General features: G+C 72.1%; 11 protein-coding genes and 1 riboswitch. Of the genes, 2 read left to right on the top strand and 9 right to left on the bottom strand.

The window, feature by feature from the left end; genetic code table 11:
- Positions 1-366: ABC transporter ATP-binding protein (locus ACH4EB_RS16255; protein WP_398348099.1), on the top strand; the 366-nt coding region annotated here is incomplete at its 5' end.
- A 48-nt stretch (positions 367-414) separates the two neighbouring features.
- Positions 415-2,955, top strand: coding sequence for an ABC transporter permease (locus ACH4EB_RS16250; protein ID WP_398348098.1), 2,541 nt, complete (start codon positions 415-417; stop codon positions 2,953-2,955).
- Between the two features lie 76 nt (positions 2,956-3,031).
- Here ACH4EB_RS16250 and ACH4EB_RS16245 read toward each other — a convergent pair whose 3' ends face one another.
- From ACH4EB_RS16245 to ACH4EB_RS16205, 9 genes are all read right to left on the bottom strand, one after another.
- Entirely contained in the window at positions 3,032-4,342 is a 1,311-nt protein-coding gene (locus ACH4EB_RS16245; RefSeq protein WP_398348142.1) for a class I SAM-dependent methyltransferase, read from the bottom strand.
- Positions 4,343-4,570: 228 nt separating this feature from the next.
- Positions 4,571-5,974, bottom strand: a complete 1,404-nt coding sequence (locus ACH4EB_RS16240) for an NAD(P)/FAD-dependent oxidoreductase (RefSeq protein ID WP_398348097.1) — start codon at positions 5,972-5,974, stop codon at positions 4,571-4,573.
- Between the two features lie 390 nt (positions 5,975-6,364).
- A complete protein-coding gene (locus ACH4EB_RS16235; protein ID WP_398348096.1) occupies positions 6,365-7,306 on the bottom strand; it encodes an exopolyphosphatase in 942 nt (313 codons plus the stop codon).
- Positions 7,303-7,860 carry a DUF501 domain-containing protein gene (locus tag ACH4EB_RS16230; RefSeq protein ID WP_398348141.1) on the bottom strand — a complete coding sequence of 186 codons (558 nt, stop codon included), beginning with the start codon at positions 7,858-7,860 and terminating at the stop codon, positions 7,303-7,305. Before ACH4EB_RS16230 ends, ACH4EB_RS16235 begins: the two co-directional genes overlap by 4 nt.
- A gap of 103 nt (positions 7,861-7,963) precedes the next feature.
- Positions 7,964-8,413 carry a septum formation initiator family protein gene (locus tag ACH4EB_RS16225; protein ID WP_398348094.1) on the bottom strand — a complete coding sequence of 150 codons (450 nt, stop codon included), beginning with the start codon at positions 8,411-8,413 and terminating at the stop codon, positions 7,964-7,966.
- Positions 8,414-8,545: 132 nt separating this feature from the next.
- A complete protein-coding gene (gene eno, locus ACH4EB_RS16220) occupies positions 8,546-9,826 on the bottom strand; it encodes a phosphopyruvate hydratase (RefSeq protein WP_398348092.1) in 1,281 nt (426 codons plus the stop codon).
- A gap of 485 nt (positions 9,827-10,311) precedes the next feature.
- On the bottom strand, positions 10,312-11,010 hold the full coding sequence (locus ACH4EB_RS16215) for a transglycosylase family protein (RefSeq protein ID WP_398348091.1): 699 nt from the start codon (positions 11,008-11,010) through the stop codon (positions 10,312-10,314).
- 1 nt (position 11,011) lies between these two features.
- A riboswitch (cyclic di-AMP (ydaO/yuaA leader) is annotated at positions 11,012-11,224 on the bottom strand.
- A 210-nt stretch (positions 11,225-11,434) separates the two neighbouring features.
- The gene (locus ACH4EB_RS16210) at positions 11,435-12,421 is read right to left on the bottom strand and encodes a transglycosylase family protein (protein ID WP_398348090.1); all 987 of its coding nucleotides are present in this window, start codon (positions 12,419-12,421) and stop codon (positions 11,435-11,437) included.
- A gap of 240 nt (positions 12,422-12,661) precedes the next feature.
- Complete coding sequence (locus tag ACH4EB_RS16205; RefSeq protein WP_398348140.1) at positions 12,662-13,927, bottom strand: cytochrome P450; 1,266 nt, start codon at positions 13,925-13,927, stop codon at positions 12,662-12,664.
- Between the last annotated feature and the right edge of the window lie 49 nt (positions 13,928-13,976).

Genomic DNA, 13,976 nt, shown 5'->3' with positions numbered 1-13,976 from the left:
GTCGTGGAGACGGTCGGCCTGTCCGGGCGCCTCAAGCACCGCCCCAGCCAGCTCTCCGGCGGCCAGCAGCAGCGCGTCGCGGTGGCCCGCGCGCTCGCCTCCCGGCCCGAGATCATCTTCGCCGACGAGCCCACCGGCAACCTCGACTCCCGCTCCGGCGCCGAGGTGCTCGGCTTCCTGCGCAACTCCGTACGGGAACTGGGCCAGACCGTCGTCATGGTCACCCACGACCCGGTCGCCGCCGCCTACGCGGACCGGGTGATCTTCCTCGCCGACGGCCGCATCGTCGACGACATGGCCGACCCGACCGCCGACCGGGTGCTGGAGCGCATGAAGGGCTTCGACGCCCGGGGCCGGGTGAGCTGACCGGCACCGGCAGCCACCGCACCGCTCCCCCCTCCCACAGGACTGAGAATGTTCCGTACCGCCTTGCGCAACGTGCTCGCGCACAAGGCCCGGCTGCTGATGACCGTCCTCGCCGTCATGCTCGGCGTGGCCTTCGTCTCCGGCACCCTGGTCTTCACCTCCACCCTCTCCGACGCCCAGCAGAAAAGCTCCCAGAAGGGCTACGCCGGCGTCGACGTGGCCATCCAGCCACACCGCTCCGACGCGCCCGGCGCCCGGCCCGGCGCCGCCCCCGAGCTGAGCCGGGCCCTGCTCGAAAAGGCCGGCCGGGTGCCCGGCGCGGCCTCGGTCACCGGCACCGTCGACGGATTCACCGCCATCGCCGACAAGGACGGCAAGCTCGCCGGCAACGGCTCCAGCTCCCGGGGCCGCAATTACTACCCCGGAGCGGACGGCAAGGACGACCGCTTCCCGATGACCTCCGGCACCGCGCCCACGGGCGAGCACGAGGTCGCCCTGGACTCCGGTACCGCCCGCACGACCGGCTACCGCGTCGGCGACACCGTACGGCTGTCCGTGGACGGCCCGGTCCGCGAGGCGAAGGTCTCCGGCATCTTCACCACCGACGACGGCGCGGTCGCCGCGGGCGGCAGCCTCGCGCTGTTCGACACCGCCACGGCGCAGAAGCTGTTCGCCACGCCCGGCGGATTCAGCGAGATCGACGTCCAGGCCGCCCCCGGCACGTCCCAGGAGGCGCTGAAGGCCGCGGTCGACAAGGTCCTGCCCGACTCCGCGGAGGCCGTCACCGGCAAGAAGCTCGCCGACGACCAGGCCGAGGCGATCGCCAGGAGCATGGACCTCATGAAGACCGGCCTGCTGGTCTTCGCCGGTATCGCGCTCTTCGTCGGCATCTTCATCATCGCCAACACCTTCACCATGCTGGTCGCCCAGCGCACCAAGGAACTGGCGCTGATGCGCGCGGTCGGCGCCAGTCGCCGCCAGGTCACCCGCTCGGTGCTCATCGAGGCGTTCGTGGTCGGCGCGGTCGCCGCCGTCACCGGCCTGCTGGCCGGCATCGGCATCGGCGCCGGACTGCGCGCGCTGACCGGCGCCCTCGGCACCGTCCCGGACGGCCCGCTGGTCGTCTCCCCCACGACCGTGATCGCCTCGCTGCTGGTCGGCGTCGTGGTGACGGTGTTCGCCGCCTGGCTGCCGGGCCGCCGTGCCGCGAAGATCCCGCCGGTCGCCGCGATGAACAGCGTGCACGCGGCGGCGACCACGAAGTCCCTGGTGGTGCGCAACGCCATCGGAGCGGTCCTGGCCGCCGCCGGCATCGCCTGCGTCCTGGGCGCCACCGCCATCGGCTCCGACGGCAAGGCGCTGCTGGCGCTGGGCGCCGGGCTGCTTTTGATCGGCGTCTTCGTGCTGACGCCGCTGCTGTCCCGCCCGCTGGTCGCGGCCACCGCGCCCGTCCTGCGCGCCTTCGGCATCTCGGGCAAGCTGGCCCGGCAGAACGCGGTGCGCAACCCGCGCCGTACGGCTGCCACGGCCTCCGCCCTGATGATCGGACTCACCCTGGTCACCGGCCTGACCGTGATCGCGGGCAGTGTCCAGAAGGGCGTCGACAAGATGGCGACCGACGCCCTGAAGGCGGACTACGTCGTCAGCATGGCCGGCCTGGGCCCGCTCTCCCCCGACGTGGCGAAGACGCTGGCGGCCGACCCGCGGGTCACCGCTTCCAGCCCGCTGCGCAACGCTCCCGCCCGGATCGGCGGCGAGCGGGAGTACCTGACCGGCGTCGACGGCACGGCGATCGGCGAGCTGACCAACCTGAGGTTCACCGCGGGCTCCTTCGACGGCCTCGGCACGCCGAAGGCGAACCGCGCGGTCGTCGACAGCGGCACGGCCGAGCGGCACGGCTGGCAGGTCGGCTCGTCCTTCGCGGTGACGTTCGAGGACGGCAGGAAGGACCGGCTCACCGTCTCCGGTGTCTACGAGGGCAACGACATGCTCCGGGGCATCATGCTCGACACCTCCGTGCTGGCCCCGCACCAGAAGAAACCCACCGACATGCAGGTGATGGTCAAGACGACGGGTGGCGCGACCGAGGCCACCAAGGACTCCCTGGTCGAGGCCCTCGGCAAGAACCCGGCGATCGCCGTCCAGGACAAGAAGGACGTGTCCGAAGGCATCGCCCGGATGGTCGGCCTGATGCTGAACATGCTCTACGGGCTGCTCGCCATGGCCGTCGTCGTCGCGGTGCTCGGGGTGGTCAACACCCTGGCCATGTCGGTCTTCGAACGGTCGCAGGAGATCGGCATGCTGCGGGCGATCGGCCTGGACCGGGCCGGCATCAAGCGGATGGTGCGGCTGGAGTCGCTGGTGATCGCGCTGTTCGGCGGGGTCCTCGGCATCGGCCTGGGCGTCTTCTTCGGCTGGGCGGCCGGTGAGCTGATCGGCAGTTCGATGTCCACGTACGAGCTGGTGCTCCCGTGGGGCCGGATGGGCATCTTCCTGGCGCTCGCCGCGGTGGTCGGCATGCTGGCCGCGCTGTGGCCGGCCCGCCGGGCCGCGAAGCTGAACATGCTGGAGGCGATCAAGGCCGAGTAGCGGCGCCGGTACGGCACGGCCCCGGTGCCCGGTCCGCGCGGTCCGGGCACCGGGGCCGTCTCGTGCCGTACGGCGGTCAGCCGCGCCAGTCGCGGCTGCGCAGCGGCAGTCCGGAGGCGCCGGAGTCCGGGGTGCGGACCGCCAGCACCTGGTTGACCCCGATCCGGTTCTGCTCGAAGGACAGCGCGGAGGCCGCCATGTACAGCCGCCAGACCCGGGCCCGGCCCGGCGTCGTCAGCCGCACCGCCTGCTGCCAGTGCGCCTCCAGGTTGGCCACCCAGGCGCGCAGCGTCAGCGCGTAGTGCTCGCGGATGGCCTCCACGTCCCGCACCTCGAACCCGGCGTCCTCCAGTTGCCCGACGGTGCGGCCGACCGGGGCCAGCTCGCCGTCCGGGAAGACGTACCGGTCGATGAACTCGTCGACGTGGTAGGCGTCCTCGTCCGCCAGCGGGCGGCGGGCGATCTGGTGGTTGAGCAGCCGCCCGCCGGGCTTGAGGAGGGCGTACAGGTCGGCGGCGTACTCGGCGTAGCGGGCGCGGCCGACGTGCTCGGCCATGCCGATCGAGGAGATCGCGTCGAACGGCTCGTCGTGCACCTCGCGGTAGTCCTGGACGCGGATCTCGACGCGGTCGGCGAGGCCCGCCTCGGCGACGCGCTTGCGTCCGTAGGTGGCCTGCTCCTCGGAGAGGGTGATGCCGACGACCCGTACGCCGTACTCACGGGCGGCGTGCAGGGCCATCGAGCCCCAGCCGCAGCCGACGTCGAGCAGCCGCTCGCCTTCCTTGAGGCCCAGCTTGCGGCAGATCAGGTCGAGCTTGTCGCGCTGGGCGTCCTCCAGGGTGGCGTCCGGGCTCTCCCAGTAGGCGCAGGAGTAGACCATGGACGGGCCGAGCACCAGCTCGTAGAAGTCGTTGCCGACGTCGTAGTGGTGGCTGATGGCCTCCTTGTCACGGCGCAGCGTGTGCAGCGGGCCGTGGCTCTTGGGGGCCTCCTCGGCGGGCGGCCTGGGCGGGATCGGGGCCCCGGCCAGGGCCAGCAGGTCGCGGGCGGCGGCGCGGATCTCCGGCTTGGCCAGGGCGCGCAGGACGGCGGCGCGCTGTGGCTTGCCGGCCGCGTTCCCGCGCTCCCAGACCAGCCCGGACAGCAGGTCGAGGGCCTCGTACAGATCGCCCTCGACCTCGATCTCGCCAGCCACCCAAGCGCGCGCCAGCCCCAACTCGCCCGGTTTGAACAGGAGGCGGCGCAAGGCGCGGCGGTTGCGGATGACGAGGGTGGGTGCGCCCGGCGGGCCGTACTCGCTGCGGTCCCACGCGCGGATGCGGACCGGGAGCGGGGCTCCCAGCACCTCCTCGGCGAGCTTGGAGAGCCGTCCAGCGGCGTCGGCCATGTCGCACACCTCCGTGTTGACGAGAAGGGTGAAGAAAGTTTCACCCACCACGTAAACGCCGTCCGGGCGCCCGGTAGTCCCGTTCGTTCGTAAGGGAACAGCAAAACGGGGGCGGGGCGCCACAACGAATACGCCGAAGGAGCGGCCGCACCACGGATGGCGGCCGCCCCTTCGGCGGTGGTGTGCGGGTGGCGTCCGTGGTGGCCGGACGTCACTCCCGACGGGCGGTCAGGAGGCCTTGGCCCCGGCCTTGTCGGCGCTCTTGGCCTTGTCGTCGGCCGCGGCGGCGGGCGCCGGGGCCGGCTTGGCGGCCTCGTAGAACTCCTCGCGCGGGTTCTCCATGGCGCCGAGCGAGGTGATCTCGCGCTTGAGGAACATGCCGAGGGTCCAGTCGGCGAAGACGCGGATCTTGCGGTTGAAGGTCGGCATCGCCATGCCGTGGTACGCGCGGTGCATGTACCAGGCCAGCCGGCCCTTCAGCTTGATCTTGGTCTTGCCGAGGACGATCATCGCGACGCCCTTGTGCAGACCCAGGCCCGCGACCGCGCCCTTGTTGGCGTGGCTGTACTCCTTCTGCGGGAAGCCCCGCATACCGGAGATCACGTTGTCGCCGAGGACCTTGGCCTGGCGCAGCGCGTGCTGGGCGTTCGGCGGGCACCAGGCGTTCTCGTTGCCCGCCTTGCGGCCGACGAGGTCCGGCACCTGGGCGTTGTCGCCGGCGGCCCAGATGTAGTCGGTGCCCTGCACCTGGAGGGTGGCCTGGGTGTCGACGTGGCCGCGCGGGCCCAGCGGGAGGCCGAAGCGCGACAGCGCCGGGTTCGGCTTGACGCCCGCGGTCCACACGATGGTGTTGGAGTCGACCTCCAGGTCGTTGCTCAGCACCACGTGGCCGTCGACGCAGGACTTGGTGCTGGTGCCGAGGTAGACCTCGACCCCGCGGCTCTCCAGGTGCTCCTTGCCGTAGGCGCCGAGCTTGGGGCCGACCTCGGGGAGGATCTTGTCGGCGACGTCGACCAGCAGGAAGCGCATGTCTTCGCGCTTGACGTTCTTGTAGTACTTCGCGGCGTCGCGGGCCATGTCCTCGACCTCGCCGACGGTCTCCGCGCCGGCGAAGCCGCCGCCGACGAAGACGAAGGTCAGCGCCTTGCGGCGGACCTCCTCGTCGGTCGTGGAGTCGGCCTTGTCGAGCTGCTCCAGGACGTGGTTGCGCAGGCCGATGGCCTCCTCGATGCCCTTCATGCCGATGCCGTTCTCGGCGAGGCCGGGGATCGGGAAGGTGCGGGAGACCGCGCCCATCGCGATGACCAGGTAGTCGAAGGGCAGCTCGTACGCCTCGCCGACCAGCGGCGAGATCGTGGCGACCTTGCGGTCCTGGTCGATGGTGGTGACGCGGCCGGTGAGGACCTCCGCCTTCGGGAGCACGCGTCGCAGCGGCACCACGACGTGGCGGGGAGAGATGCTGCCGGCAGCAGCTTCAGGGAGGAAGGGCTGGTACGTCATGTACGAGCGCGGGTCGACGACCGTGACCGTCGCCTCGCCGTACCGCATCTTCTTGAGGATGCGGCGTGCCGCGTACAAACCTACGTACCCACCGCCTACAACGAGGATCCTGGGACGCTCCGTGGTGCTCATGTAATCGAGTATCCACCCCCACTCGGGGCACCCCTCGTGAGCCCCTTCACAAGGTCATGGGGGGTATCTGCTACACTCCGCGCCTCCGTGATCGACGCCATACTCCCGAGGGGGAACCACGCTACCCTCCGAAGCGTTGGAAACCCCTGTTGATCAGGGATTGCGCCTCTGAACCCGGGTGGACCACACCGCGCGTAAGCATCTCTTTAACACCGCTGAAACCGCACGTTTTTGCGACCTCGGGGGCCTACGGCCCAAGAAGTAGGGCCCGGTGACCGGTTTGTTCGGTCAACGGGCCCTTTTTTCATGTGAAGAGTTTCACGAACTTTCTTCGCGACGGGGTCCAAGAGCCCTTGGAGGGGACCCTTCCGGCCCTTGCGCCGCGGAGCGTTACGCGCAGCTCCAGGCGATTCCGTCCAGGATGTCGTGTTCGGAGACGACGACCTCCGCCGCGCCCACCCGCTCCATGACCGACCGGAGGACGAGGGCGCCCGCGCCGATGACGTCCACCCGGCCCGGGTGCATGGCCGGAATCGTGGCGCGCTGCTCGTGGGTGGCGGTCAGCAGGCGCTCGGTGATCTCGCGGACCTTCGCCAGCGGGATGCGCGAGTGGTGGATGGCCGCCGAGTCGTACTCGCGCAGCTCCAGGGCGATGGCGGCGACCGTGGTCACCGAGCCGGCCAGGCCGACGAGAGTGGCGGTCTCGTCGAGGGGCACGGTCGCGGCCGCCTCGTCCAGGGCCCGGTCGATGTCCGCCTCGATGGCGCGGATCTGCTCGGCGCCGGGCGGGTCGATGATCTCGCCGTCCCGTACGAGGTGCCGCTCCGTCATCCGTACGCAGCCGATGTCCACGGAGCGGGCGGCGCGCACGCCGCCCTCACCGAGGACGAACTCGGTGGAGCCGCCGCCGATGTCGACGACCAGATAGGGCTTCGCATGACCGGAGCGCCCCGTGAGTTCCCTGGTGGCGCCGGTGAAGGAGAACTCCGCCTCCTGGTCGCCGGTGATCACCTCGGGCTCGACACCCAGGATGTCCACCACGCCGCGTACGAAGTCGTCGCGGTTCTCGGCGTCGCGGGAGGCGGAGGTGGCGACGAAGCGAACGGTCTCCGCGCCCAGCTCCTCGATGATCGCGGCGTACTCGCGGCAGGCCGCGAAGGTGCGTTCCAGGGCCTCGGGGGCCAGCCGGCCGGTACGGTCCACACCCTGGCCCAGGCGCACGATCGTCATCCGGCGGTCCAGGTCCTTCAGCTCGCCGGTCGCCGGGTCGAGGCCGGCGACGAGCAGGCGGATGGAGTTCGTGCCGCAGTCGATCGCCGCTACGCGCTTCATTCGGTCCGTTCTCCCTCGTCCTCGGCGGTGTCGGTGTCGGTGTCGGTGCAGGGATTCACGCAGGGGCCCTTGCGCCACCACGCCGGCAGCATCGCGAGCGCCTCGTCACCCAGCGGGTTCACCCCGGGGCCGGCCGCGAGCGAGTGGCCGACCAGGACGTGCAGGCACTTGACGCGGTCCGGCATGCCGCCCGCGCTCGGGAAGCCCTGGAGCACCTCGATGGCGTCCCGCCGCCGGATGTAGTCCTCGTGGGCGGCCCGGTACTGCGCGGCCAGTTCCGGGTCGCCGGCCAGCCGCTCGGTCATCTCCTTCATCACGCCGTTGGCCTCCAGCGTGCCGATCGCGGAGGCCGCGCGCGGGCAGGTGAGGTAGTACAGCGTGGGGAAGGGGGTGCCGTCCTCCAGGCGCGGGGCCGTCTCGACGACGTCCGGCTGGCCGCAGGGGCAGCGGTGCGCGATGGCGCGCAGGCCGCGCGGCGGGCGGCCGAGCTGTTCCTTGAAGGCCGCGATGTCCGCATCGGTGGGCTCGGTGCGCTCGGTCTGCGGCGGGGGCATGAGGTGTTCAGACACGGACGTGGGTGCTTTCGGGTCGTGGCGGTGGTGAAGGTGACGGAGCCGGCCGTACGGCGGGCGGGGCCGGGCGCGCGCCCCGGACAGGCTACTTGTCGGCGGCGTCCAGGCCGTCCCAGAGGTTGTCGTACCAAGGGCGCTCCGCGGTGCCCTGGCCCGTGCGCCGCTTCCCGTCGCCGGAGCCGTCCCGGACGATGTAGCCGGTCTCCCCCGGCATGACGTAGTGCAGGTGCAGCCGGGCCTGCTGCCGTACGTACTCGGGGTCCTGCCAGCGGGCCTTCTCGTCGCGCAGCTCCTCGGTCCGCAGCCCGGCCCGCTCGGCCTGGCGGCGCTGGTCGGCGATCTCGGCGCGCTGCGAGATGTACTGCCGGGTGGGGTACGCGAGGGCGACGACCAGGGAGCACATCACCAGCGCGAGCAGCGCCGCGCGGCCGGTCAGCCGGCCCCGCCGGGGCCGGCGGGCGCCCTGGACGCGGGCGGCGGCCTGTTCGCCGAGCGCCTTGAGCCGGGTCGCGGTGGAGAACCGTTCCGCGGACACGTCGTCTCCCCTTCCGTCACCGGGCCCGGGGCGGGCCGGGCCGCAGCACGTACGTCCCCGGCAACGGTACGGGACCGCCGCCGGGGACGTACGTATTCACGGCTTCCGGGGCCGTTCGCGGCCCCGGGGGGATCAGCCCTTGAAGCGCGGGAAGGCGGAGCGGCCCGCGTAGACCGCCGCGTCGTCGAGGATCTCCTCGATGCGCAGGAGCTGGTTGTACTTGGCGACGCGCTCGGAGCGGGCCGGGGCGCCGGTCTTGATCTGACCGCAGTTGGTGGCGACGGCCAGGTCGGCGATGGTGACGTCCTCGGTCTCGCCGGAGCGGTGCGACATCATGCACTTGAAGCCGTTGCGCTGGGCCAGCTCGACGGCGTCCAGGGTCTCGGTCAGCGAACCGATCTGGTTGACCTTGACCAGCAGGGCGTTGGCCGAGTTCTCCTCGATGCCGCGGGCCAGGCGCTCCGGGTTGGTGACGAACAGGTCGTCGCCGACGAGCTGCACCTTGGCGCCCAGGCGCTCGGTGATGCCGTTCCAGCCGGCCCAGTCGTCCTCGAACAGCGGGTCCTCGATGGAGACCAGCGGGTAGGCGGCGACCAGCTCCTCGTAGTACGAGGTCATCTGCTCGGCGGTGCGCTGCTGGCCCTCGAACTCGTAGACGCCGTCCTTGTAGAACTCGGAGGCGGCGACGTCCAGCGCGAGCGCGATGTCCTGGCCGGGGGTGTAGCCGGCCTCCTTGATCGCTTCGAGGATCAGGTCCAGGGCCTCGCGGTTGGAGCCGAGGTTCGGGGCGAAGCCGCCCTCGTCGCCCAGGCCGGTGGCCAGGCCCTTGTTCTTCAGGACCTTCTTGAGGGTGTGGTAGACCTCGGCGCCCCAGCGCAGGGCCTCGGAGAAGGACTCCGCGCCGATCGGGGCGATCATGAACTCCTGGATGTCCACGTTGGAGTCGGCGTGCGAGCCGCCGTTCAGGATGTTCATCATCGGGACCGGCAGCACGTGGGCGTTCGGGCCGCCCAGGTAGCGGAACAGCGGCAGGTCGCTGGCCTCGGAGGCGGCGTGCGCGACGGCCAGGGAGACGCCGAGGATGGCGTTGGCGCCGAGCGAGCCCTTGTTGTCCGTGGCGTCCAGGTCGAACATCGCCTGGTCGATCAGGCGCTGCTCGGTGGCGTCGTAGCCGACCAGCTCCGGGCCGATCTGCTCGATGACCGCGAGGACGGCCTTCTCCACGCCCTTGCCCAGGTAGCGGGCCGGGTCACCGTCGCGCAGCTCGATGGCCTCGAAGGCGCCGGTCGAGGCGCCGGACGGGACGGCGGCACGGCCGGTGCTGCCGTCGTCGAGGCCGACCTCGACCTCGACCGTGGGATTGCCTCGCGAGTCGAGAATCTCGCGAGCTACGACGACGTCGATGGACGGCACGTTGTCTCCTTCGTGGGTGACTGGAGTTCTGCAGCACGAGCCTAACGGCCTCCGGGGGTTCCGCTCGCCGCCAGCCCGGCCCTTGGACCGAATACACCCGCAAAGCCCCTGTTCACGGGACGTATGCCCGCAATGTTCGCTGAAGGGGGAAGTCGGCGGACGGGGTGGGGCCCGGCGGGCGGGGTGGGGCCCGGCGGGCGGGGCCGGCGGGGCGGGACCGGCGGGGCGGGACCGGCGGCAGGCCCGGCGGAGGGGGCCACGGCGGCCTCCGGGGGCCGGGGCGGCCGGGGCGGCCGGGGCGGCTGCGGGGGAAATGGAGAAGCCCCGCCGCGGCGCGTGCGGGGGACAGGCGCCGAGACGGGGCGGTCTCACGGGAAGAGCGGATTCCCGGGTCGAGGGGCCCCGGGGGTGCCGGGCGGTCCGTACGTACCGCCGTACGTACGGAGCGCCGTGGTCACCCGGGGACCCTCAGGGCGTCAGCCGGCTCAGACGGCCAGCTTCTGGCCCGGGAAGATCAGGTTGGGGTTGCCGCCGATGACGGACTTGTTGTTCGCGTAGACCGACTTCCAGTTCTTGCCGTGGGAAGCGGCGATCTTGGCGAGGGTGTCACCGGACTTGACGGTGTAGTTGCCCTCGGGGTTCGACTTCGGCGTCGACTTCTGGGCCGGGGCCGGGGTCTTGCGGGCCAGCTCCTCGCCCTGCTTGCGGGCCTGGGACCGCGAGGTCTCCTGCGGGGCGGAGTAGGAGCGCTGCGACTTGTAGGACTTGTGCGAGCTGCTGCCCTGCGAGGAGCCGCCGTCGGCCTTGGCGTTCGCGTTGCCCTGGCCCAGGTGGCCACCGGCGCAGGTCCAGGCGCCCGGGCCCTGGATGGCGAGCAGGCGCTCGGCCGCGGCGATCTGCTGGCTCTTGCTGGCCTGGTCGGCGCGCGGGGCGTACTGGGTACCGCCGGCGGCGGCCCAGCTCGAGTTCGAGAACTGCAGGCCACCGTAGTAGCCGTTACCCGTGTTGATCGACCAGTTGCCACCGGACTCGCACTGGGCGACGGCGTCCCAGTTGTTGCCCGCGGCGGAGGCGGAGGTGGCGCCCATCAGCGGGACGGCCACCGCGGCACCGGCGACGCCCGCCAGCGTGGCGACGCGGACGGCCTTGGAGGGACGACGGTGCTTGCCCTTGGAGTTCAGCATGGTTGTTCCTCACCGACGCCTGCGAGGTGAGCTGTCGGGTTCGGGCCATGTGAGTTGCCCGGCCGTGTGTGCTTCACACATGGCTTCACCCCAAGCCGGTTGGACCCGCTTCCGCGGGTGGGGCCGGCGCTTACCTTGGGTCCCCCGCTCCTGCCTTCGGCGCTCTCGCGTCGAGTGACCTCCGACCACCGGCAGGATTCGGCGTGTGATCGAAGGGCCCGCTTTGGCGAGCGATGAAGACGGTAAACAGGAACGGCCCGCCGGTTCAAACCCCTACATCTGAGGCCAGTTGGCCCCCAGACATCACAGGATCATCACATTTCCGCAGGTCGCCGCAGGTTTGGAAACAACGGACGGGACGGTCACCGCGCCCCTGAACGAGATCCATGTCTCACTTTCGCCAAAGCGGGCAAATGCCTACGAACTACCTCGACTGTTGCCCGAGTGCGAGCCGCTGACCAGGGTGGATAAGGTCCGGATCGCCCCCGATCACACTTTTGTTGGCCGCGTAGAGCGCCGGCCAGCCCCCGGAGACCCCGCGGTCCTCCGCGATCGCTGACAGGTTGTCACCCGGGCGCACGGTGTAGTCACCTGGCGCGCCCGGGTCCGTACGGTGCGCGTCGCCGCCCCGCGAGGGGCGCTCCCCGCCGGACCGTTCCGCGCCGTCCGCGCCGGAGCCCGCGCCCGTGCCCGCGCCGGAGCCCGCGCCCGTGCCGGCCCCCTCGTCGGGCTCGTCGGGCCGACCGCGGTGCTTGCCCGGCGACGGCGGCGCGGTGGGGCCCGTGGAGGCGCCGTCGCCCGGGATGCCCGGGCCCGCGGGCCGCGACGGGTCCTCCGTACGGCCCGTACGGGACGGGTCCGGCGTACCGGACGGGTCCGGCGTACCGGACGGGTCCGGCGTACCGGACGGATCCGGCGTACGGGACGGGTCCGGCTTCCCGGCCGGGCCGGTGGGCGACGGTGCGGGCTTCGGAGCGTCCGTACGGCCGGGCTCCGGCGTCCCGGACGGCCCGGAGGAGGACGGCGGGGCGGAAGGGGAGGACGGGGCCGGGGCCGGTGTCGAGGGCTCCGGCTGCGGGGTCGGCGTCGCCGTGCTGCCCGGATCGACGTCCGGCCCGCGGCCGCCCTGCTTGAGCCCGGCGTTCACCGCGCAGCTCGGCCACGCGTCGGGGCCACGCGCGGCGAGGATCGACTCGGCGACGGCTATCTGCTGCGAGCGGCTGGCCAGGTCGGGGCGCGAGGCGTACGCCGGGCCGCCGTGGCGGTCCCACATCTCCTGGGTGAGCTGGAGCCCGCCGTAGAAGCCGTTGCCGCCGTTGGCGCTCCACACGCCGCCGCTCTCGCACTGCGCGACCCGGTCCCAGGTGGCGGCGTCGGCGGCGTGCGCGCCGCTCGCGGCGAGCAGGGGCATGGCGAGGGCGCCTCCGGCGACTCCCGCCGTGACGAAGATGGCCGGAGCCTGACGGGGGCGTCGGTGACGGCCGTTCCCGGAGCGCATGCGGTTGCCTTTCGAGCGGCGGTTGAGTTGTCGTCGAGAGGCCGGGCCGCGCCGCCCGCCCCGGCCTTTCAGACGGATGAACGTAGCGGGGCCGCCCGCTCGTCACAAGCCGGTGTAGCGGAGATCACGCGCAGGTCACGGACCGGCGCGGCGTCACCTGGGTACGGGGGTGAACTCCACCGGCAGGGCCCGCAGCCCGCGCATGATCAGCCCGCCGCGCCAGCGCAGGTCGTCCGGTTCCGCGCCGAGCCGCAGGTCCGGCAGGCGGGTCAGCAGGGTGGCCAGCGCGGTCTGCCCTTCGAGGCGGGCCAGCGGCGCGCCCAGGCAGTAGTGGATGCCGTGGCCGTATCCGAGGTGCTGGTTGTCGCGCCGGGCCAGGTCCAGTACGTCGGGTCCCGGGAAGCGCTCCGGGTCCCGGTCGGCGGCGGCCAGCACGACCAGCACCGGGTCCCCCTCGGCGATCCGCTGCCCGCCGACGGTGAGGTCCCGGGTGGCGAAGCGCCAGGTGGCCAGCTCGACGGGGCCGTCGTAGCGCAGCAGCTCCTCCACCCCGGTGGCGAGCAGGTCCGTGTCCCCCGCGATGGCCGCCTTCTGGAGCAGCTCCCGCTGGGCGGGGTGGCGCAGCAGTTGGTACACACCGTTGCCGATGAGGTTGACGGTGGTCTCGAAGCCGGCGAACAGGAGAATGAAGGCCATCGCGGCGGCCTCGTTCTCGGTCAGGTGCTCGCCGTGGTCGGAGGCGCGGATCAGCCCGGAGATCAGGTCGTCGGCCCCCTCGTCGCCGAGGGACTCGCGCTTGCGGTGGATCAGTTCGGCGAGGTAGCCGCGCATCTTCTTCACCGACCGGGCGACGCCGCCGCGCGGCCCGCCGCCGTGCCGGATCATCATCCCGGCCCAGTCCCGGAAGTCGTCCTGGTCCTCCCGCGGGACGCCGAGCAGGTCACAGATGGCGTAGATGGGCAGCGGGAAGGCGAACTCGTGGATGAGGTCGGCCTCGCCGCGCTCCGCGAAGGAGTCGATGAACGCGTCCGTCAGTTCCTGTACGCGCGGCGCGAACCGCGCGATGCGGCGCGGTGTGAACGCCTTGGAGACCAGTCGGCGCAGCCGGGTGTGGTCCGGCGGGTCGATGTTGAGCAGGTGCGTCATCAGGTTGGCGCCGCGCTCGCCGGGGATGCCGACCTTGCCCTTGCCGTGCGCGGCCTCGCTGTGGTGCACCGGGTTCTTCGACAGCCGGGCGTCGGCGAGCGCCTGCCGCGCGTCCGCGTAGCGCGTCACCAGCCACGCCTCGACACCGCTGGGCAGCCGCGTACGGTGCACGGGCGCGTGCTCGCGCAGCCAGGCGTACGCCGGGTACGGGTCGGAGGCGAACTCCCACGTGAACAGCTCCGGGCAGGCGGGGGCGGCCGCCGGGCCGGACACGGGGCAGGCGGGCCCGGCCCCGGAAGGGTCCACGGGCCGCTCGTCGGAG

The organism is Streptomyces sp. NPDC018045, from assembly GCF_044327445.1.
In the GTDB taxonomy this organism is placed as follows: domain Bacteria; phylum Actinomycetota; class Actinomycetes; order Streptomycetales; family Streptomycetaceae; genus Streptomyces.
The sequence above is the reverse complement of the archived record's forward strand: the minus strand, read 5'-3'. Positions and strand labels throughout refer to the sequence as shown.